This window comes from Yokenella regensburgei ATCC 49455 (genome assembly GCF_000735455.1).
GTDB lineage: Bacteria > Pseudomonadota > Gammaproteobacteria > Enterobacterales > Enterobacteriaceae > Yokenella > Yokenella regensburgei.
In genome coordinates this window covers 68327-87194 of record NZ_JMPS01000040.1, presented here as the reverse complement: position 1 = coordinate 87194, position 18868 = coordinate 68327, and the positions used below count along the sequence as shown (strand labels likewise).

At 54.3% G+C, this 18868-nt stretch carries 23 protein-coding genes; 7 read left to right on the top strand and 16 right to left on the bottom strand.

Annotated elements, in window-relative coordinates:
- The 6 genes from GYRE_RS23780 to GYRE_RS12320 all read right to left on the bottom strand — a co-directional run.
- A partial coding sequence (locus GYRE_RS23780; protein ID WP_072009069.1) for an endonuclease domain-containing protein occupies nucleotides 1–332 on the bottom strand: 332 nt, incomplete at its 3' end.
- Nucleotides 333–395: 63 nt separating this feature from the next.
- On the bottom strand, nucleotides 396–1538 hold the full coding sequence (gene hemW, locus GYRE_RS12340; protein WP_038255581.1) for a radical SAM family heme chaperone HemW: 1143 nt from the start codon (nucleotides 1536–1538) through the stop codon (nucleotides 396–398).
- Nucleotides 1531–2124 carry an XTP/dITP diphosphatase gene (locus GYRE_RS12335; protein ID WP_038255579.1) on the bottom strand — a complete coding sequence of 198 codons (594 nt, stop codon included), beginning with the start codon at nucleotides 2122–2124 and terminating at the stop codon, nucleotides 1531–1533. The genes hemW and GYRE_RS12335 overlap by 8 nt, the downstream gene beginning before the upstream one ends.
- An 8-nt stretch (nucleotides 2125–2132) precedes the next feature.
- Nucleotides 2133–2423 carry a DUF167 family protein YggU gene (yggU, locus tag GYRE_RS12330; protein WP_038255577.1) on the bottom strand — a complete coding sequence of 97 codons (291 nt, stop codon included), beginning with the start codon at nucleotides 2421–2423 and terminating at the stop codon, nucleotides 2133–2135.
- A complete protein-coding gene (locus GYRE_RS12325) occupies nucleotides 2420–2986 on the bottom strand; it encodes a YggT family protein (RefSeq protein ID WP_006818334.1) in 567 nt (188 codons plus the stop codon). Before GYRE_RS12325 ends, yggU begins: the two co-directional genes overlap by 4 nt.
- A gap of 21 nt (nucleotides 2987–3007) precedes the next feature.
- Nucleotides 3008–3709: a YggS family pyridoxal phosphate-dependent enzyme gene (locus tag GYRE_RS12320; RefSeq protein WP_038255575.1), complete on the bottom strand. Its 702-nt coding sequence runs from the start codon at nucleotides 3707–3709 to the stop codon at nucleotides 3008–3010.
- Nucleotides 3710–3725: 16 nt separating this feature from the next.
- Here GYRE_RS12320 and GYRE_RS12315 point away from each other — a divergent pair, with 16 nt between their 5' ends.
- Both GYRE_RS12315 and GYRE_RS12310 read left to right on the top strand, forming a co-directional pair.
- On the top strand, nucleotides 3726–4706 hold the full coding sequence (locus tag GYRE_RS12315) for a type IV pilus twitching motility protein PilT (RefSeq protein WP_038255593.1): 981 nt from the start codon (nucleotides 3726–3728) through the stop codon (nucleotides 4704–4706).
- A gap of 499 nt (nucleotides 4707–5205) precedes the next feature.
- Nucleotides 5206–5859: a LuxR C-terminal-related transcriptional regulator gene (locus GYRE_RS12310; RefSeq protein ID WP_006818337.1), complete on the top strand. Its 654-nt coding sequence runs from the start codon at nucleotides 5206–5208 to the stop codon at nucleotides 5857–5859.
- 52 nt (nucleotides 5860–5911) lie between these two features.
- Here GYRE_RS12310 and ruvX read toward each other — a convergent pair whose 3' ends face one another.
- The 7 genes from ruvX to GYRE_RS12275 form a co-directional block, all read right to left on the bottom strand.
- Nucleotides 5912–6328 (bottom strand): Holliday junction resolvase RuvX, encoded by a 417-nt coding sequence (gene ruvX / locus GYRE_RS12305; protein WP_038255591.1) that lies wholly within the window; start codon nucleotides 6326–6328, stop codon nucleotides 5912–5914.
- Complete coding sequence (locus GYRE_RS12300; RefSeq protein WP_006818339.1) at nucleotides 6328–6891, bottom strand: YqgE/AlgH family protein; 564 nt, start codon at nucleotides 6889–6891, stop codon at nucleotides 6328–6330. Before GYRE_RS12300 ends, ruvX begins: the two co-directional genes overlap by 1 nt.
- A 98-nt stretch (nucleotides 6892–6989) precedes the next feature.
- The gene (gshB, locus tag GYRE_RS12295; protein ID WP_038255573.1) at nucleotides 6990–7937 is read right to left on the bottom strand and encodes a glutathione synthase; all 948 of its coding nucleotides are present in this window, start codon (nucleotides 7935–7937) and stop codon (nucleotides 6990–6992) included.
- A gap of 12 nt (nucleotides 7938–7949) precedes the next feature.
- Nucleotides 7950–8681 (bottom strand): 16S rRNA (uracil(1498)-N(3))-methyltransferase, encoded by a 732-nt coding sequence (gene rsmE, locus GYRE_RS12290; protein ID WP_038255571.1) that lies wholly within the window; start codon nucleotides 8679–8681, stop codon nucleotides 7950–7952.
- 48 nt (nucleotides 8682–8729) lie between these two features.
- Nucleotides 8730–9437, bottom strand: coding sequence for a deoxyribonuclease I (gene endA / locus GYRE_RS12285; protein ID WP_038255569.1), 708 nt, complete (start codon nucleotides 9435–9437; stop codon nucleotides 8730–8732).
- 94 nt (nucleotides 9438–9531) lie between these two features.
- Nucleotides 9532–10029 (bottom strand): SprT family zinc-dependent metalloprotease, encoded by a 498-nt coding sequence (locus GYRE_RS12280; protein WP_072009068.1) that lies wholly within the window; start codon nucleotides 10027–10029, stop codon nucleotides 9532–9534.
- An 80-nt stretch (nucleotides 10030–10109) separates the two neighbouring features.
- Nucleotides 10110–11501 carry a sugar porter family MFS transporter gene (locus GYRE_RS12275; RefSeq protein WP_006818344.1) on the bottom strand — a complete coding sequence of 464 codons (1392 nt, stop codon included), beginning with the start codon at nucleotides 11499–11501 and terminating at the stop codon, nucleotides 10110–10112.
- 381 nt (nucleotides 11502–11882) lie between these two features.
- On the opposite strand from GYRE_RS12275, the gene GYRE_RS12270 reads away from it, so the two are divergent.
- A complete protein-coding gene (locus GYRE_RS12270; protein WP_038255589.1) occupies nucleotides 11883–12803 on the top strand; it encodes a LysR family transcriptional regulator in 921 nt (306 codons plus the stop codon).
- On the opposite strand, the gene GYRE_RS12265 is transcribed toward GYRE_RS12270, so the two are convergent.
- Nucleotides 12795–13391, bottom strand: coding sequence for an NAD(P)H-dependent oxidoreductase (locus tag GYRE_RS12265; protein WP_038255565.1), 597 nt, complete (start codon nucleotides 13389–13391; stop codon nucleotides 12795–12797). The two genes, GYRE_RS12270 and GYRE_RS12265, sit on opposite strands and share 9 nt — an antisense overlap.
- 196 nt (nucleotides 13392–13587) lie before the next feature.
- The gene (gene metK, locus GYRE_RS12260) at nucleotides 13588–14742 is read right to left on the bottom strand and encodes a methionine adenosyltransferase (protein ID WP_006818348.1); all 1155 of its coding nucleotides are present in this window, start codon (nucleotides 14740–14742) and stop codon (nucleotides 13588–13590) included.
- 137 nt (nucleotides 14743–14879) lie between these two features.
- Between metK and GYRE_RS23775 the strand changes: the two genes are divergently transcribed.
- The 4 genes from GYRE_RS23775 (at nucleotide 14880) to speA (ending at nucleotide 17531) form a co-directional block, all read left to right on the top strand.
- The gene (locus tag GYRE_RS23775) at nucleotides 14880–15038 is read left to right on the top strand and encodes a hypothetical protein (protein WP_006818349.1); all 159 of its coding nucleotides are present in this window, start codon (nucleotides 14880–14882) and stop codon (nucleotides 15036–15038) included.
- Nucleotides 15039–15175: 137 nt separating this feature from the next.
- Nucleotides 15176–15319, top strand: coding sequence for a hypothetical protein (locus GYRE_RS25300; protein ID WP_420378127.1), 144 nt, complete (start codon nucleotides 15176–15178; stop codon nucleotides 15317–15319).
- Between the two features lie 89 nt (nucleotides 15320–15408).
- Nucleotides 15409–15546 (top strand): acid stress response protein YqgB, encoded by a 138-nt coding sequence (gene yqgB / locus GYRE_RS23770; protein ID WP_134436985.1) that lies wholly within the window; start codon nucleotides 15409–15411, stop codon nucleotides 15544–15546.
- Between the two features lie 8 nt (nucleotides 15547–15554).
- Nucleotides 15555–17531, top strand: coding sequence for a biosynthetic arginine decarboxylase (gene speA / locus GYRE_RS12255; RefSeq protein WP_071777508.1), 1977 nt, complete (start codon nucleotides 15555–15557; stop codon nucleotides 17529–17531).
- Nucleotides 17532–17563: 32 nt separating this feature from the next.
- Here speA and GYRE_RS12250 read toward each other — a convergent pair whose 3' ends face one another.
- Nucleotides 17564–18865 carry a type II toxin-antitoxin system HipA family toxin gene (locus GYRE_RS12250; RefSeq protein ID WP_038255562.1) on the bottom strand — a complete coding sequence of 434 codons (1302 nt, stop codon included), beginning with the start codon at nucleotides 18863–18865 and terminating at the stop codon, nucleotides 17564–17566.
- Nucleotides 18866–18868: the final 3 nt, after the last annotated feature.

The window sequence follows — 18868 nt, the reverse complement described above, 5'->3', positions numbered from 1 at the left end:
TTTTGCAGAACCTCAAGCAGTTGGTCTAATACAGCCTCTTCATTACTCCATAACTCGTTATTCCAGAAACGAATGACTTCCCATCCTTTCGCATTTAACCAGGCGGTTCTTTGCCGGTCATATTGCGCTCTTTCGTCGTGCTGCCCGCCATCCAGTTCGATAACCAAATGCGCTTCGCAGCAGGCAAAATCAACAATATAGTTGCCTATGGGGTGTTGTCGGCGAAACTTGTAACGAGAAAACCGGCGGCCGCGTAACAGATACCAGAGATGCCTTTCTTCTGTCGTCAGCTCTCGCCTGAGCTGTTTTGCATAAGAATGAATAATTTCCATCCCCGCACTCTGCCAGCTTTTGCTTCGTCAGGCAGAGTGGAGGGTAAAATCTGGAATCTGGCTTCAGGACTCTTCGGCGAGGAACAGCTCAAGGAGGGAGTTTAAGAACAGTTTTCCGTGCTCGGTGATTTGCCAGAACTGGTCACACTCGGTGAGATAACCCTGTTTCAGCGCTTCTTCAATCTGCGGGCGGACCGCCGATTCCGTCAGACCGGTGTAGAGAGGAAACTCAGCGCGCGGGGCAGGCTCCAGCAGGCGGAAGCGGTTCATGAAGAACTCAAAGGGTTTATCTTCAACTGCCACGTCGTGCTGGCGCTCCAGATAGCGTCCTTCCATATAGCCGCGCGGATGACGGGTTTTGGCGGTACGTAAAATGCGCCCATCCGGGAAGGTGACTTTGCCGTGCGCTCCGCAGCCAATCCCCAGATAATCACCAAAGCGCCAGTAGTTCAGGTTGTGCTGACACTGGTAACCCGGTTTGGCGTAGGCTGAGGTTTCGTACTGCTGATACCCTGCGGCGCTCAGCAGCTGATGGCCCTGTTCGAAGATATCCCACAGAGCATCGTCATCCGGCAGCACCGGCGGGCGTGAGCCAAACAGCGTGTTCGGCTCGATGGTTAACTGATACCACGACAGGTGCGGCGGATTAAGCGCAATCGCCTGGCGCAGGTCGTCCAGCGCCTCTTCCAGACTCTGGTCAGGAAGGCCGTGCATCAGGTCGAGGTTAAAGCTGCGTAAACCGAGACCGCTTGCCAGTCGCGCCGCGCGTTTTGCTTCTTCCGGGCCGTGAATGCGCCCCAGCCGCTGGAGCTTGGGCTCGCTAAAGCTCTGCACACCGATGGAAATTCGGTTAACCCCGGCACGCTGATAGTCGGTGAAGCGATCGGCTTCGACCGTACCCGGGTTGGCTTCCATGGTGATTTCTGCATCTGAAGCCAGGGTCAGGCGTGCGCGCACGCCGTCAAGCAGGGTCTGCATCGCAGGGCCTGAAAGCAGGCTCGGCGTACCGCCACCGATGAAAATGGTCTTTACTTCACGTCCTTGCGCGTAAGCCACGTCGGCATCGAGATCGTTTAGCAGATGCTGAACGTAATCATCGTGCGGCACTTCGCCCTTCAGCGCGTGCGAGTTAAAGTCGCAGTACGGACATTTCTGCACGCACCACGGAATGTGAATATAAAGACTGAGCGGTGGCAAATTAGCCATTACGTAATGCTTCCAGTAACTGTTTCAGCGCCTGACCGCGATGAGAAATAGCAATTTTCTCTTCACGGGTCAGCTCGGCTGCGGTTTTCCCTTCAGAAGGGACATAGAAAATCGGATCGTAGCCGAAACCGCCGTTACCGGCACGTTCGCGGGTAATAACGCCCGGCCAGCAGCCATGGCAGACCAGCGGCGTCGGATCTTCAGCATGGCGCAGATACACCAGCACACAGTGGAACTGCGCCTGGCGCTGTTCGTCCGGCACGTCTTTCAGGGTTTCCAGCAGCTTTTGCAGGTTCTGTTCGTCGCTGGCATCAACGCCGGAGTAGCGGGCGGAGTAGATCCCCGGCGCGCCGCCCAGCACATCGACCGCAAGACCTGAATCATCGGCAATCGCCGGAAGACAGGTGATTTGCGCCGCGTGGCGGGCTTTCAGAATAGCGTTCTCAATGAACGTCAGGCCGGTCTCTTCCGCTGACTCTACGCCAAGCTCAGTCTGAGCGACGATATCAAGACCAAAATCGTTGAGCAGAGTGGCGAGCTCACGCACTTTACCGGCATTACCGGTAGCAAGGACTACTTTTTGCATGGAATATCCTAATCAGTCAGCGCCGCGACGTTCGTCGGGATGTTTTGCGGATTCATGATCCTGACCTGCTTGTGGCGACCCAGTTCACCTTTTTCAATGATGACCTGGCTTTTCGCCACCTTAAACTGTTTTGCGAGGTATTTTACCAGATGCGCATTGGCCTGGCCGTCTACCGGTGGGGCGGTGATGGCGACTTTTAACTCGCCGCCATGCAGACCCACAATGCTGTCACGGCTGGCCTTCGGCTGAATATAAAGCCGCAACACCAGCGCACCGTCAGCGCTTTCTACGGCACTCATAGCGCCATCCACAGCCCCGGCAGCAGCATGTTACCGGTTGACTGCAGCAGTTCTGCGATGCCCATGTTAATGACATACAGCAGCAACACCAGAATCATTGGTGAGAAATCAATGCCACCCATCGACGGCAGCAGATTACGAATCGGGCGCAGCAGCGGATCGGCAAGCTGCATCAGCACGTACTCAACCGGGCTACGCCCACGGCTGACCCAGCTCATGATAGCCATCGCCAGCAGCACCCAGAAAATCAACACGCCGATGGTTTTCAGCAGGATGAGAACGGCGGCAATCCAGATGATTGGCTGGAAAGTGATGACCATGAACAGCACAATGGCTTTCAGCACGCAGAGGATAAACGCGAGCAGCAGCGAGGCGCTATCAATCGGACCCATCGCCGGGATGATACGGCGCAGCGGCCCGACGATGGGCTGAGTGGCTTTCACCACAAACTGGGCGAACGGGTTGTAAAAATCACAGCGTGCCCACTGCATCCAGACGCGCAATAACAGCACCATCGTATACAGCTCAAGCACCGTTGAGAGCAGGAAAGTCAACGTCTTCATGGCGTTCCTCAGTTTTCCTTATTATTTTGTGTAGTCGCGCGCACCAAAAATGGCTGTGCCAATGCGCACCATCGTGCTACCTGCCGCAATGGCAGCTTCCATATCGTCCGACATGCCCAGAGAGAGCGTATCTACCGTAGGGTAGCGGGTTTTCAATTCGGCAAATGCTACCGCCATTTGCTGGGCGACGGCAAACTGCCTTACATATTCTGACTCAGGCGCGGGAATGGCCATAAGCCCGCGCAGGGTAATGCCCGGCAGCGCGGCAATGCTTTCTGCCAGCGCGTCGACTTCGTCGAGTGCGATCCCGGACTTACTTTGTTCGTCGCTGATATTTACCTGAATCAACACATTCAGCGGCGGTAATTCTGCCGGGCGCTGCTCGCTTAAGCGGGTGGCAATCTTCAGGCGATCAACGGTATGGCACCAGTCAAAGTGTTCGGCGACCAGGCGGCTTTTGTTGGACTGCAACGGGCCAATAAAGTGCCATTGCAGGTTCTGTTGCCCCTTTTGCTGGAAATAGCGGACCTTATCCACCCCTTCCTGCACGTAGTTTTCACCAAACGCCAGCTGACCCGCGGCGATAGCTTCTTCGATGGCGCTCGCAGGCTTTGTTTTACTGACTGCAAGCAACGTAACTTCTTCTGAATCGCGGCCGCAGCGTTCTGCCGCAGCGGAGATTTTGTCCCTGACCTGTGCCAGGTTATGCGCAATGTCGTTCATTTTTCCTGGTGGGTATATGGATATACAAGAGTTGGTGGAGCTTAGTGTAAAGCATAACGTCTCGGATCTACACCTGTGCAGCGGCAGAGCGCCACGATGGCGTCGGGATGGACGGCTTGAACCGGCAGAGCTGGATGCCCCAACCCCGGAACACTTGCTGAGGGCCTGGCTGACAACCGGGCAGCAGCAGGCGTTGCAAAAACAGCATCAGCTTGATTTCGCGCATCAGTTGCCAGACGGACGGCGGCTGCGTGCCAGCGCTTTTGCCAACCTGAATGGCCTTTCGCTGGCTCTGCGTATTTTACCCACAGCGTGCCCGCGCTTCATTGATCTGTCGCTCCCTCCTGCGCTGGAACCGTTACTGGAAGCACAAAGCGGGTTAATTCTGGTCACCGGTGTGACCGGCAGCGGTAAATCCACCACCCTCGCGGCGATGGTCGATACGCTTAACCACCGGCTACCCGGGCATATCATCACGCTTGAAGATCCGGTGGAATTTGTCCATACCAGCGCACGAAGCCTGATCCAGCAGCGTGAAATTGGTCTGCATTGCTCCTCGTTTGCCGACGGACTGCGAGGGGCGCTGCGTCAGGATCCTGACGTGATTCTCCTCGGCGAGCTGCGCGATGGTGAAACTATTCGTCTGGCGCTGACTGCGGCGGAGACCGGGCATCTGGTGCTGGCAACGCTTCATACCCGCACGGCGGCCTCGGCGATTGAGCGTCTGGCTGATGTGTTTCCTGGGGCAGAAAAAGATCTCGTACGCAGCCAACTGGCTGGAAGCCTGTGCGCCGTGCTGGCACAAAAGCTGGCGACCGGAAAACAAGGCGGGCGAATTGCACTATATGAGCTCCTTATTAACACGCCCGCGGTAGCGAACCTGATCCGCGAGGGGAAAAGCCATCAGCTCCCTGGTGTAATGCAAACCGGGCAGCAGGCTGGTATGCAGACCTTCACCCAAAGCCATCAGCAGCGGGTGTCGGCTGGGTTACTTTAGCCATATATCAGCGGGTGGTTAAATAATGATCTCGTGGTGTTATTTGATGATAATCAAATACAGCGCAGTAAATCTATTTATTAATATTTGCGCTAAATCATTTATTACTTTAAATGCTTATGTAAAGTTATTTCAGATAATACGTAATAAATACTAATGTTGTGATTATGTTATCCTCAATAAGAGGTTATATGATGTATTATTACAGTGTGACTACGTACGGCTGTAATTACTGTCAGGCTCAGCATTGTCTCTCTTATTCAGGGGGGATGAGGTACGCAGAAAACATTAGATTGTATTGTTGATAGCTAGAAAAAAGTGGGGATATCTTTTGACACTTCTGATGCATTCGTTCTATCCTGATAACGGAAACAGGATGTTTCCCATAAAATATTGTTTCAATATGTTTTGTTTTTTTAAAAAATAATAACAAATTGGCTTTTTATTTTTGCATCATTTAACCACCAAGACGGTGGCTATCAACTAAGGAGAGTTTTAAATGCTTGATGTATCAGATAAAGTAGCGGGAATGCGACAGCTTGTTCTCATTACGCACCCTTCAGTTCAGGCTAATACTTTCGCCACCTGGCTTTGCGATCAACTACAGGTTTCTGTCGAAGTTCACAATATTAATAAACCACTGTTGCAACATCTTCCGAAAGGTACTGTCGTATTATTCGATATCGCCGTTTCGGGCAAGAAGCTTAATGGTATCTGGCGGGATATTATCCGCACCCAGGCGGATACCCCAAAGGTGTTAATTATCAATAGTGCACAGAAGTACGAGTTATACGAAATGGCGCAGTGGCCGTCGCTGTATGGTGTATTCCGTCATGATGATGATGAAGTACGTTTAATCGAAGGGGTGAAAGCCGTCTTAAATGGCGAGCAAACCGCCGAATTGAGCGTAATGCATCCAGCAATGTATTCTGCAGAGAATAATGCTGAGAGCACTGAGTCTATTCCATTGACCGAACGCGAGTGTGAAATCCTCAATGAATTGCGCCATGGCGCAACTAACATGGATATTGCGAGAGCGCTGTTCATCAGTGAAAACACGGTACGAACCCACCTGTACAATGTGTTTCGCAAGCTGAGTGTCAAAAATCGTACCCAGGCCGTTAGCTGGGCAAACGAACACCTGCGGCACTAGTCCTATTCACGGCCGGGTGCCTGTTTTCAGGCCTCCGGCTGAGAACACTTTTTTAGTAGCCCTGCTCGAAGAAACTTTCCAGAATAACCACCGCAGAAGCCGAATCGACGCTGCCTTTGTTCAGCGCCCGGTAGCCACCTTGCTCAAACAGTCCAGCCTTCGCTTCTACCGTGCTTAAGCGCTCGTCGTGGAGTGTCACCTGCACGCCAAAACGGCCATGAATTTTGTTGGCAAACTTGCGGGCTCTGGCGGTTAACGGCTGTTCGGTGCCATCCATATTTAGCGGCAGGCCGACGATGACGTTTTCCGGTTGCCACTCTTTCAGCAGCCGTTCTACGGCGTTCCAGTCCGGCGTACCGTCCTGGGCTTTCAGAGCGCCCAGTGGGCGGGCAGTACCGGTAATACGTTGGCCAATGGCAACGCCGATGCTGCGGGTACCAAAATCAAAAGCGAGAAGTGTTCCACTCATCATGCGTGCCCCGCGACGCCAGACATGGTGACAATATCGATACCAATCAGCCTGGCGGCCTCGCGCCAGCGATCGGCTATCGGAGTTTTAAACAAGATGTTCATGTCGGCAGGAGAGGTAAGCCAGGCGTTATCGAGGATCTCCTGCTCCAGTTGACCCTTTTCCCAGGAAGCATAGCCCAACGCGACCAGAACTTCGCTTGGCTGCTGCGCGGTGCCCAGGGTTTCCAGCACGTCGCGCGAGGTGGTCACCACGGTATTATCAGAAATACGGATGCTTGATGAGAAATCAGACGGTGGAGTGTGCAGAATAAACCCACGATCCTCAGCCAGCGGCCCGCCGAGCATCACCGGTTTGTCCAGACGAATGGCCGGATCCCGCGGCTCAGGGACGATCTTCAGCTTTTCCAGGATGCCCTCAACCTTCAGATTTTCCAGTGGTTTATTAATGATTATCCCCATCGCTCCGTCTTCATTATATTCACAAATGTAGACCACGGCGCGGCGGAAGATAGGATCCTGAAGGGCAGGCATAGCAATAAGGAAGTGGTGCTGTAAATTCATCGTTTGAGGTCTGTGTCCTGGTTTAAAAAGCAGCACCCAGTATGCGGGAAAACGCCAGGTGCTGTCGAGCGCAGACGGGATCCCTCCCGTCGCGTGGATTACTTCGCCAGACGCTTCTCGATAGCGTCCATCAGCATTCCGGTAATAGAAATCGGGAACTCGGCTTCTATTTCACGAATGCAGGTCGGGCTGGTGACGTTAATTTCGGTCAGGCGATCGCCAATGATATCGAGGCCGACGAAAATCAGTCCCTTGGCTTTCAGCGTTGGGCCGACTTTGTGGGCGATTTCCCAGTCGCTTTCAGACAGCGGACGCGGCTCACCACGACCACCGGCCGCGAGATTACCACGGGTTTCACCGCCCTGCGGAATGCGCGCCAGGCAATACGGCACCGGTTCGCCATCGACAACCAGCACGCGTTTGTCACCGTCTTTGATGGCTGGCAGGTAGTTTTGTGCCATGCAGTAGCGGGTACCGAGCTCGGTCAGGGTTTCCGCAATCACGCCGATGTTCGGATCGCTCTCTTTCACGCGGAAAATAGAGGCACCACCCATGCCGTCGAGCGGCTTCATGATGATGTCGCCGTGCTGCTGCCAGAAGGCTTTCAGCTGCGCTTTGTTGCGGGTGACCAGGGTTTCCGGCGTCAGCTCTGAGAACCAGGCGGTGAACAGCTTTTCGTTACAATCACGCAGGCTCTGCGGCTTGTTTACGATGAGGGTGCCTTTTTCCTCTGCGCGCTCAAGAATGTAGGTTGCGTAGATAAATTCGGTATCGAAGGGCGGATCTTTACGCATCAGGATGACATCGAGATCCGCCAGCGGCAGATCCTGCTCACCGCTGAACTCGTACCATTTGTCATAGTTCTGTTCAACGCTCAGCAGTTGCGTACGGGCGCGCGCTTCACCGTTAATCAGATACAGGTCGTTCATTTCCATGTAATGGAGTTCGTAACCACGACGCTGTGCTTCCAGCAACATAGCAAAACTGGAGTCTTTCTTGATGTTGATGTTCGCAATGGGATCCATCACGATGCCGAGCTTGATCATTGTTCTTCTCCGTTAGCCCAGGTCGCCAAAACGCACCTGCAGTGCGGTAATAGCGGTGAGTGCAGTTGTCTCAGTACGCAGAACGCGAGGTCCCAACAGGATATCAGTAAACTGATATTGTGCGGTCATGGCAATTTCTTCCGCCGACAGCCCACCTTCCGGGCCAATCAGCAGGCGAATGCGTTCAACCGGCAGCGGCAGAGTGTTGATACTCTGGCTGGCGCGCGGGTGCAGGTTCAGCTTCAGGCCATCTGCCTGCTCGGCGCACCACGCTTCAAGACTCATTACCGGGCGGATCTCCGGAACCCGGTTCCTACCACACTGCTCGCAGGCGGCGATAGCAATCTTTTGCCACTGCTGGAGCTTCTTGTTCAGGCGCTCAGCATCCAGTTTAACGCCACAGCGCTCAGATAAAAGTGGCGTAATGAGGCTTACACCAAGCTCAATCGATTTCTGGATAGTGAATTCCATTTTTTCGCCACGCGACATCACCTGCCCAAGGTGAATGTGCAGAGGAGATTCACGATCGTCGAGCGTGGCGTTCAGGATGCTTACCCGTACGCTTTTCTTATCGGCCTGAATGATTTCGGCATCAAACACCTGGTTGCTGCCGTCGAAGAGCTGTACCTGCTGGCCTGCGCTCATGCGCAGTACGCGGCCAACGTGGTTGGCGGCGTCATCGCATAATGCAACCTGGCTGCCTTCTGCGAGTAGTTCGGGATGATAAATGCGAGGAATGCGCATAGTTCTGGATGATCCGGGTAAATTATTTACATTTGTCGCTAGTGTAGGTTAGCTCTTTTGCGCCTGGCAAGCGCGCTGCACATATGGGTTATGGTTGCCCTGATATTTCGCGATGCGCTCATCGCGCTCGCACTCCCACTCGCTTACCGGGTACTGCTTGTCCCAGGCGTTAAAGAGCTGTGTCTGCTGGCGTGAAAGCGAGAGCTGGTAGCGGTCGCGCATATAGAAGTAAGTGCGGGCGATGGCGCCGCGTGCACGTGCCGGAGGCTCGGCGACCTTACCTTTGAAATCGACCTTCATGGCGCACTGGCCGTACTGACCTTCGCCGCCGTTCCACTGACTGTACATAAAGTTGCCGCGATCGCCATTGACCTCACCGACGGCGGGCTGCAGGTTGTGCATGTCGCTTTCCATCTGGCGATAGACCGGGTCTTTACCACAGTTTTTGCGACCACCGTCCTGCCAGCACTGGCGCTGATGACCAAACTGCCAGGCAGGGACGACGTGCTCCCACTCGATACGGCTGGCGCGGTTCTCATTTTTTCTGACTTTGTAACCGCAGGATTCGAGGTCAACGACCCCTTTCTTACCCTGCCAGTTTATCTTGCAACCGCAGTAGAAATCCCCGGCAACGTCGGCGTTGACCTTCACGCCAGCGGCTTTCGCCTGAGAGAAACTGTTAATACCTTCGGCCAGTAACGGGGCCGGGCTGGCTGCTACAACCAATGCAGCAGCAAGGGACAACAAACGGGACATCACACACTCCGTGTTAAAACGAGCCCGCAACGTAGCGAAAGTTGTTCCTGGATGCAATCAGTCAGATCATGAATGTTCTTGATAATTCTGCAGGTTATTCAGCAATCAGCGCTTCACCGCAGTGCACGCAGCGATAAACCGCCTCGCCACGCAGAGCACGATTGTGTCGACGCACGGTCAACTGATGCTGTTGGCACTTACAGCGGTAGGGGAAGGTGTTGCGACGCACGGACTCAAGCTCAAACTGGTGAGTGCGGCGGGCGGGAACGCCAAGGACGCTTTCCATCATCCACTTCCACTCTTTACCGTGTGGTGCCACCCGGCCAAAGTGCCGCCACACTAGTATATGCGCCAGCTCGTGAGGAACCACCTCATCAATAAACGCCTGCTGATTTTCCATCATCAATACCGGGTTGAGACGGATTTCGTTGCTCTCAAGCCAGGCGGTACCGGCGGCGGTGCCGCGCTGTTGATAGACAAGCTTTGGCTCCTGGTAGTTACGCTCAAGCTTAAGGTTTGCCAGGGCGAGTTTTTCCCGCAGGCTGCGCATAACGGCTTGCTGAATGGCGATGGGGAGACGAGGGGTTTTCATAAGCGCAGAGGATAGAGCGAGGAACCACGGAGTGCAAGAAAAGGCTTCCACCCCTGCAAGGAGTGGAAGCCTTAGGCCGATTATTGCGCACCAATCTCACGCAGCGGGCGGCCGCGCATCAGGTTGCGTTCAATATGTTCGAGTGACACATGTTTGGTTTCCGGTACCAGCCACAGGGTCAGCACGATGAACAGCACGTTCAGCCCACCGTATACCCAGAAGGTGTTGGCGTTGCCGAGCGAGTTGAGCATGGTCAGGAAGGTAGCGCCGACAATCATGTTGGCAATCCAGTTAGTGGCAGTGGAACAGGTGATACCAAAGTCACGCCCTTTCAGCGGCTGGATTTCAGAGCACAGCACCCAAATCAGTGGACCGGCGCTCATCGCGAAACCGACGATAAACATCAGCAACATGGCGACCGCGAAGTATTGCGCAGCGGCGGAGTGGATACCCATATGCATCATGCTGCCGAGAATGCCCATGCCGACCGCCATGACGAGGAAGCCCAGCACCAGCGTTGGTTTACGGCCCCAGCGGTCAACCAGGCCGATGGCGATGAAGGTGGCCAGTACGTTGGTCAGCCCGACGATAACCGTTCCCCACATCTGCTCGGTGGTGTTGGCATAGCCCGCCAGTTCAAAAATTTTCGGGGCGTAGTACATGATGACGTTCATCCCGGTGAACTGCTGCATCACCTGCAGCAACACGCCAAGGAACACCGCGCGGCGGAAGTTGCTGTTCTCTTTAAACAGCGCCCAGCCGGACTGTTTCACCTTCAGACTTTCACGAATTTCATCCAGCTCGTTGCGGGCTTCTGCGCTGGTGTCGCGCAGGCGCAGCAGTACACGTTCGGCGTCGTGGAAGCGGCGCTTGGCCGCAAACCAGCGCGGGCTGTCCGGCAGGAAGAATACGCCGACGAGCAGCAGAAGGGCCGGGATGATGATGACGCCCAACATCCAGCGCCAGGAGCCGCTATAGCTGAACGCGGTATCGGACAGATAGGCACCGAGAATACCGATGGTGATCATCAACTGGTACATAGAAATCATGCTGCCGCGGATCTTTTCGGGTGCGATTTCAGACAGATACAGCGGTGCGGTATAAGAGGCCACGCCGACCGCCAGGCCGAGCAGGACGCGGGAGATAAGTAGCACTTCTACGTTTGGCGCAGCCGCAGAGCACAGCGAACCTGCTACAAACAGAATTGCGCCAATCATCAGGCTTTTTTTACGCCCAAGACGGTAAGAGAGCCAGCCGCTACCAATGGCACCGACGGCGGCACCAAACATCATTGAACTCACCACCCACTCCTGGGTGTGTGCACTTATCTGGAATTCGGTGGTAATGAACGGCAGAGCACCGGCGATAACGCCGATGTCGAGGCCGAACAGCAATCCGGCCAGGGCTGCAAGAAAACAGACAAAGAACGTCATCGCCCTGTTTGAACGCCCCTGTTTTATATTGTCAGGCATATGCCCTCCAGTTGGATTATCAGTTTTATCGATGTAAAGGGTAGGTGAGCTCGACGCAAAAATATGTGAGACCAATCACGTTAGTGTAATCGGTTACACTAAGTGTTTATGTATTTTTTGGATAAAAGTATGATTAAACAATAAATTAACTGTAATTAATTAGCGGTTAAAATACATGCTTTGCTCTTAACTGAAATGATATGTAACAAAGGAGCAATCATTATCATATGACTGATTATCATGTCACATTATTGGCATGATATATGGTGTAATCGCTTTCATTGGCGTTAGCAGTGATTCTCGCTGATACCTGACTTTGCCGGTGGCGCAGGGTAGTATGAATGCCATGATTTCAGATAGCTGGCGCAGACAAAAATGCAGATGAAGGGTGAACTGAACAGTATTCCGGTGTTTGTTGCCGCCGTTGAAGCCGGCAGTTTTTCGCGCGCCGCGGAACAGCTTTTCCTGACACGCTCAGCGGTCACCAAAACGATTGCCAGGCTGGAGTCGCGCCTGGGCGTGACGCTGTTTCACCGCACCACCCGTAGCCTGCGTCTTACCGAACAGGGGGCGATTTATTATGACTATTGTCGCCGGGCGCTGCTGGAGATGGAGAAGGCTGAGGCTACGCTTGCTGAAAATCGTCTGCAGGTGAACGGTAGCCTTCGCGTCTCATTACCCGTGTTGTTCGGCCGTCTCTGTATCGCCCCGCTGCTGACCGCGCTTGCCCGCGAGCATGAAGGGCTCCAGCTTTCTCTCTCGTTTAGCGACCGGCTGGTGGATATTGTTGAGGAGGGGGTCGATCTGGCTATCCGTATTGGTGAACTGGCCGACAGCAGCAGCCTGGTGGCACGGCAGATTGCTTCTCACGGTATGGTGTTCTGTGCCTCCCCTGATTATTTGCAGGCATTCGGTGAACCTGCATCCGCCGAAGCCCTCGTGCATCACCATGCTATTGGTTATACCCGGGGCGGGCGCGTGCAGAAATGGCAGGCAGGTGAAGCAGAGATAACCCCAACGACACGAATCATGATGGATGATATGCAGGCCCTCAAAGACGCTGCCATTGCGGGCTGCGGTATTGCCTGGTTACCCTACTGGCTGGTGCGGGAAGCGCTGGAGCAGGGTATGCTGCAGGAAGTGTTGCCCGGCGTGAATACCAGCAGCTGGCCGGTGTATGCGGTATGGCCGCAGTCGCCGCATCTGTCGTTAAACGTTCGCGTCGCCGTTGAGCGACTGCAGAGTGCGCTGCCGGAAATCATGGCGGTGGTGGAGGCCCCCACCGCCCGGCGTTCAGAGTAACGCCGTCAGTTCAGCATGGGCGTTAGCCAGCCCCTGGTCACGGCCATGCGGGCGCATATCCATCCCTTCCGCATTAACGAAACTAACGTCGCTGATGCCAATCAGCCCCAGCACCGCGCGCAGATACGGCGTTACCGCATCCGTCGGCTGGTTGAGATGAACGCCGCCGCGCGAGCTAAAGACGATAGCGTTGACGTTTTCTACCAACCCCAGCGGGTAACTTTCGGTATAGCGGAACGTTTTACCCGCACGGGCGACCAGATCGAACCAGTTTTTCAGCGGCGTTGGCACGTTGAGGTTATACATTGGTGCACCGATGATAAGCGTGTCGCTGGCGTTAAGCTCTGCAATCAGCCGGTCGGAAAGGGCGATAGCCTCAAGCGCGCGGTCGCTCGGGTTCTCCGCTCCGCGCAGGGCGCTGAAGATCTCAAGATCCAGCACCGGTAAATCCAGAGCCGCCAGATTATGCTCCACAATTTCATCGGCAAAGCCTTTTGCCCGACGTGCCGCCACGTAAGCATCAATCAGCGAATTGGTTTGCGAGCTGGCGCCCATCATGCTGGATTTCAAAATAAGTAATTTACTCATGGTATCTCCTGATTCGTGGTGAACGTTTTCCCGTCGGATGAGGCCGGGAGTTCATGACGAAGAGACTACCACCGATGATTATTCAACATTGTTGGCTCTTTTTCTTTTTATTGTTTCCTATTTGGAATCAATATGGCGCAGGCAATAAAAAAGCCAGCGCGAGGCTGGCTTTTATTTTGCTGACGTGGTGGCTGAATTATTTCAGGCCAGCCGCATCGCGCAGCAGAGCCGCTTTGTCGGTTTTTTCCCAAGGGAAGTGTTCACGACCAAAGTGACCGTATGCCGCGGTTTCTTTGTATATCGGGTGCAGCAGATCCAGCATCTGGATAAGGCCGTACGGACGCAGATCGAAGAACTCGCGAACCAGCAGGGTCAGCTGTTCAGAAGCGATTTTCTCAGTACCGAAGGTTTCTACCATGATAGAAGTCGGTTCTGCCACGCCGATAGCGTAGGAAACCTGAATTTCACAACGGTCAGCCAGGCCCGCGGCAACGATGTTTTTCGCTACGTAGCGCGCTGCGTAGGCAGCAGAGCGGTCAACTTTAGAAGGATCCTTACCAGAGAACGCACCGCCACCGTGACGAGCCATGCCGCCGTAGGTATCAACGATGATTTTACGACCGGTCAGACCGCAGTCACCCATCGGGCCGCCGATAACAAAACGACCGGTCGGGTTGATGAAGAATTTGGTCGACGCGTTCAGCCACTCGGTCGGCAGAACCGGTTTGATAATCTCTTCCATCACTGCTTCCTGCAGGGATTTCTGATCGATGCTTTCGGCGTGCTGGGTAGACAGAACCACAGCATCAATACCAACAACTTTACCGTTGTCGTACTGGAAGGTGACCTGGCTTTTCGCATCCGGACGCAGCCACGGCAGGGTGCCGTTTTTACGTACTTCAGCCTGACGCTGCACCAGACGGTGAGCATAGGTAATCGGTGCTGGCATCAGCACGTCGGTTTCGTTGGTCGCGTAGCCAAACATCAGGCCCTGGTCGCCAGCGCCTTGCTCCAGCGGATCGGCACGGTCAACGCCCTGGTTGATGTCCGGAGACTGCTTACCGATAGCGCTCAGCACCGCACACGAATTGGCGTCAAAGCCCATATCGGAATGCACATAGCCAATCTCGCGAACCGTGTTACGGGTGATCTCTTCGATATCGACCCATGCGCTGGTGGTGATTTCACCGCCTACCAGCACCATGCCTGTTTTGACATAGGTTTCACACGCTACGCGGGCTTTCGGATCCTGCTCGAGGATCGCGTCCAGTACGGCGTCAGAGATTTGGTCAGCAATTTTGTCTGGATGCCCTTCAGATACGGACTCGGACGTAAAGAGGTGTTTTGCCATGTTTAATTTCGCCTGATAAGAAAACGATAAGCTCAAACTGTTGTGTCTGTTAACTTTTCTGGAGTATTCCGCTAATGCGATGAAGAATAGGCACAAGAAGTCTGAGTGTTAATCAGTATAGATGGATTAACATCTGGATGGCTATTTTAGGTCACTTCTTCATCGGATTGCCAGTTTTTTTCTTCGAAGGCGCACAGATTGACGAAAAGGGCATGGAAATTTTTCCTGCCACCGTTCTGACACTGGCGACAGAGTGTGCATTTTTATTTTGCATTTTCCCCCGGTTCTCGGTATAAAACGCCGCGCGCGGCTTATACAAAAAGTGCACGGTAACTCTTATCGTGACGTCACTTCCAGCCGGGTTAAGCAATGATACTTTTAGCCTGGTCTTGTCGCTGGCCTTGAGGGGTTGGCGTGGAGGTGATACGAAAGAATGAACCGTCGTTTTCCGCTGAATCAGTCATGCCGTTCTGGCATGTGTCTAATCCCCGCAACCTGCATCTCTGTTTTGCAAACCTGCCGATGTTCTACCCATTTCGGCGCTTCTCAGGATTCAAGGGCCGGTCTGGCTCTGTGAACTGAACAAGGGCGCTCTTGTTAAGCAAGAGTTTTCTCGTGGTTTCTCCGGACTGTCATCTCTCGTTCGGATCTGTGTTTTACAATGATATGAACATGAAACCGGTCGCACAGTCGATTCTTCAGCACGCTATGCTGGGTAACCGAACTGTTTATGGGTTGTTATCGCAACTTTACGCTGCGATAGTAGTCAATTCTTTAGGCTATACACTAAGTAAAACAATTTGAGGTTCGCTATGTCTGACGACATTTCTTTGGTTTCGCCTTCGTCAGCAGGCGAACAGGGTGTACTACGTTCTATGCAGGAGATTGCGATGAGCTCCCAGGAAGCCAGCAAGATGCTACGTACCTACAATATTGCCTGGTGGGGCAATAACTACTACGACGTCAACGAACTGGGGCATATCACCGTGTGTCCGGATCCTGACGTACCTGAAGCACGCGTCGATCTCGCCGAACTGGTGAAAGCACGTGAAGCGCAGGGGCAACGCTTGCCTGCACTGTTCTGCTTCCCGCAGATCCTGCAGCACCGTTTGCGCTCAATTAACGCCGCGTTTAAACGCGCGCGTGAATCCTATGGTTACAACGGCGACTACTTCCTGGTTTACCCGATCAAGGTTAACCAGCATCGTCGCGTGATTGAATCGCTGATCCACTCCGGCGAGCCGCTGGGTCTGGAAGCTGGTTCTAAAGCGGAGCTGATGGCGGTTCTGGCGCATGCCGGTATGACCCGCAGCGTGATCGTCTGTAACGGCTATAAAGACCGTGAATACATTCGTCTGGCGCTGGTGGGTGAGAAGATGGGCCACAAGGTCTATCTGGTCATCGAGAAGATGTCTGAAATCGCGATTGTGCTGGAAGAAGCTGAGCGACTGAACGTGGTGCCGCGCCTTGGCGTGCGTGCGCGTCTGGCTTCTCAGGGTTCTGGCAAATGGCAGTCTTCCGGCGGGGAGAAATCCAAGTTTGGCCTGGCGGCCACTCAGGTTCTGCAACTGGTGGAGATCCTGCGTGAAGCAGGGCACCTCGACAGCCTGCAGCTGCTGCACTTCCACCTCGGTTCGCAGATGGCCAACATTCGCGACATCGCGACCGGCGTGCGTGAATCCGCGCGCTTCTACGTGGAGCTGCACAAACTTGGCGTCAACATCCAGTGCTTCGACGTTGGTGGCGGTCTGGGCGTAGACTATGAAGGCACACGTTCGCAGTCCGATTGCTCCGTGAACTACGGCCTCAACGAATACGCCAACAACATCATCTGGGCGATTGGCGATGCCTGTGAAGAGAACGGCCTGCCGCACCCGACGGTCATTACCGAATCCGGGCGCGCCGTCACCGCACACCATACGGTGCTGGTCTCTAACATCATCGGCGTTGAGCGTAACGAATACACCGAGCCGACGGCGCCGGCGGAAGATGCGTCCCGTGCGCTGCAGAACATGTGGGAAACCTGGCAGGAGATGAACCAGCCGGGCACGCGCCGTTCACTGCGTGAATGGCTGCACGACAGCCAGATGGATCTGCATGATATCCACCTCGGTTACTCGGCGGGTACCTTTAACCTGCAGGAGCGCGCGTGGGCAGAGCAGCTGTATCTGAGCATGTGCCACGAGGTGCAAAAGCAGCTCGATCCGAGCAACCGCGCGCATCGTCCAATTATCGATGAGCTGCAGGAACGTATGGCGGATAAGATTTACGTCAACTTCTCGCTGTTCCAGTCGATGCCGGATGCCTGGGGTATCGATCAGCTGTTCCCGGTTCTGCCGCTTGAAGGGCTGAATCAGGTACCTGAGCGTCGCGCCGTGCTGCTGGATATCACCTGTGACTCCGATGGTGCTATCGACCATTACATCGATGGTGACGGTATTGCGACCACCATGCCGATGCCGCCGTACGATCCGGAAAACCCGCCGATGCTGGGTTTCTTTATGGTCGGCGCGTATCAGGAGATCCTCGGCAACATGCATAACCTGTTCGGGGATACCGAAGCGGTTGACGTGTTTGTCTTCCCGGATGGCAGCGTTGAAGTTGAGCTGTCTGACGAAGGGGATACCGTGGCGGATATGCTGGAGTACGTGCAGCTCGATCCGAACACGCTGCTGACGCAGTTCCGCGACCAGGTGAAAAACACCGGTCTCGATGCAGAACTGCAAAAGCAGTTCCTGGAAGAGTTCGAAGCGGGTCTCTACGGGTACACTTACCTGGAAGACGAGTAACCGCATAGACGGGCGCTGCGGCGCCCGTTTTTTTATATCTCCAGCACCAGGTTACGGGTTATTTCATCCCTGAGCGCCGGGAAGACACCATTCTCTTCTGCCACCTCTGGCCACCGTTTCACCTCACCGATTATCTCATCAATAATGGCATTGGCTTTCTTCTCACTAAACCGGGTGATCAGCGTACTGACCGATAACAAATCGTCCCGGGTAAAGTGGTCGCGTTTCCCGGCAATGGTCATTTGATGTTGGTCTACCCATGGCGAACCTGGCTTGTAGCTATACGCCACATCATAGGCCGGAGCCAGCAACCAGCGGAAATCATCATCCACCAGAAAGGCGGTATTCTTCGTGTGATCGTCATGATTTCTGGCGACCACGTTAAACACCATGCGGCGGAAAATCTGCTCCTGTTGTCTGATGGGAAGCCCCAACTGGCGGGCGACGTTGAGCAATTCTTCATAGCTGTATTGCCCGGGTTTCCTGAAATCAGCATGGTCCATGCCGCACAGGGTCAGAACATGGTATTTCTGATTCCCTTCCCGGTCGAAGCGGCGGGTCATGAAGTGGCTTCGCCCATGTTCAGACAGGATTTCGCAGGGTGACATGGTGATACCGCAGCGGGTTGCCATCTGATAATAGCTGTATTCCATCAGGCCAAAACCTCGGGGATCGCCAAAGGTCTCCTGATCCGCGTGCTGCTCTCTTACCCCATCAAATTTCAGTAAATAGTGCTCGAAGCCTTCCGGAACCGCGACCTGGCCGGAAAGGATATGGCTCCTGTCGTGGTTCACCGCAATAACGGCTTTAGGTCTGGCTCCACCGGCCGAGGTGCCTATCTGCAGAAGATGCGACATCGCGTGCTGCTCGCTGGCGTCAATATCGACATGATTGCGTTCGTTCAGTACTTTTTGCGCCAGTTCGACGAGAGAGGAAAGCTGAAGCTCTTCGGCACGGTTCGCAGGAAGGTCGATGGCATCCTGATACTCCAGCGCTCCCATCCCGCGCGTGCCGGTATAAAGCAGTCGGTCCAGTGCGCCAAACTGAGCTTTATCCAGCCCCTGGCGGGTGAGCCAGCTATTAATTAACGCGTTACCAAAATCGTCGGGCAGGGAGTCAGCGAACACCGCCGGGAGACCACGCCAGGTATCGGTGGCCAGCGCCGGGAAATTCTGCGGGGCCGTGGTGAGCGGCATATGGAGTGGAGAAAGGGAGAACCCCTCCGCAACCCAGGCGGCGTCATACTCAAAAGAGATCCAGGGTGAGTCATCGGTTATTGCCAGCGTGCCGACGTCTACGCCAGAGAACTGTACTTTGCACGCATTCGCAATCATCTC

What these genes read in the sequence shown, in the direction of transcription:
- hemW (WP_038255581.1), bottom strand. Translation starts at nt 1,538, where the DNA reads ATGGCTAATTTGCCACCGCTCAGTCTTTATATTCACATTCCGTGGTGC.
- GYRE_RS12335 (WP_038255579.1), bottom strand. Translation starts at nt 2,124, where the DNA reads ATGCAAAAAGTAGTCCTTGCTACCGGTAATGCCGGTAAAGTGCGTGAG.
- yggU (WP_038255577.1), bottom strand. Translation starts at nt 2,423, where the DNA reads ATGAGTGCCGTAGAAAGCGCTGACGGTGCGCTGGTGTTGCGGCTTTAT.
- GYRE_RS12325 (WP_006818334.1), bottom strand. Translation starts at nt 2,986, where the DNA reads ATGAAGACGTTGACTTTCCTGCTCTCAACGGTGCTTGAGCTGTATACG.
- GYRE_RS12320 (WP_038255575.1), bottom strand. Translation starts at nt 3,709, where the DNA reads ATGAACGACATTGCGCATAACCTGGCACAGGTCAGGGACAAAATCTCC.
- GYRE_RS12315 (WP_038255593.1), top strand. Translation starts at nt 3,726, where the DNA reads ATGGATATACAAGAGTTGGTGGAGCTTAGTGTAAAGCATAACGTCTCG.
- GYRE_RS12310 (WP_006818337.1), top strand. Translation starts at nt 5,206, where the DNA reads ATGCTTGATGTATCAGATAAAGTAGCGGGAATGCGACAGCTTGTTCTC.
- ruvX (WP_038255591.1), bottom strand. Translation starts at nt 6,328, where the DNA reads ATGAGTGGAACACTTCTCGCTTTTGATTTTGGTACCCGCAGCATCGGC.
- GYRE_RS12300 (WP_006818339.1), bottom strand. Translation starts at nt 6,891, where the DNA reads ATGAATTTACAGCACCACTTCCTTATTGCTATGCCTGCCCTTCAGGAT.
- gshB (WP_038255573.1), bottom strand. Translation starts at nt 7,937, where the DNA reads ATGATCAAGCTCGGCATCGTGATGGATCCCATTGCGAACATCAACATC.
- rsmE (WP_038255571.1), bottom strand. Translation starts at nt 8,681, where the DNA reads ATGCGCATTCCTCGCATTTATCATCCCGAACTACTCGCAGAAGGCAGC.
- endA (WP_038255569.1), bottom strand. Translation starts at nt 9,437, where the DNA reads ATGTCCCGTTTGTTGTCCCTTGCTGCTGCATTGGTTGTAGCAGCCAGC.
- GYRE_RS12280 (WP_072009068.1), bottom strand. Translation starts at nt 10,029, where the DNA reads ATGAAAACCCCTCGTCTCCCCATCGCCATTCAGCAAGCCGTTATGCGC.
- GYRE_RS12275 (WP_006818344.1), bottom strand. Translation starts at nt 11,501, where the DNA reads ATGCCTGACAATATAAAACAGGGGCGTTCAAACAGGGCGATGACGTTC.
- GYRE_RS12270 (WP_038255589.1), top strand. Translation starts at nt 11,883, where the DNA reads ATGAAGGGTGAACTGAACAGTATTCCGGTGTTTGTTGCCGCCGTTGAA.
- GYRE_RS12265 (WP_038255565.1), bottom strand. Translation starts at nt 13,391, where the DNA reads ATGAGTAAATTACTTATTTTGAAATCCAGCATGATGGGCGCCAGCTCG.
- metK (WP_006818348.1), bottom strand. Translation starts at nt 14,742, where the DNA reads ATGGCAAAACACCTCTTTACGTCCGAGTCCGTATCTGAAGGGCATCCA.
- GYRE_RS23775 (WP_006818349.1), top strand. Translation starts at nt 14,880, where the DNA reads ATGGCTATTTTAGGTCACTTCTTCATCGGATTGCCAGTTTTTTTCTTC.
- GYRE_RS25300 (WP_420378127.1), top strand. Translation starts at nt 15,176, where the DNA reads ATGAACCGTCGTTTTCCGCTGAATCAGTCATGCCGTTCTGGCATGTGT.
- yqgB (WP_134436985.1), top strand. Translation starts at nt 15,409, where the DNA reads ATGAACATGAAACCGGTCGCACAGTCGATTCTTCAGCACGCTATGCTG.
- speA (WP_071777508.1), top strand. Translation starts at nt 15,555, where the DNA reads ATGTCTGACGACATTTCTTTGGTTTCGCCTTCGTCAGCAGGCGAACAG.
- GYRE_RS12250 (WP_038255562.1), bottom strand. Translation starts at nt 18,865, where the DNA reads ATGATTGCGAATGCGTGCAAAGTACAGTTCTCTGGCGTAGACGTCGGC.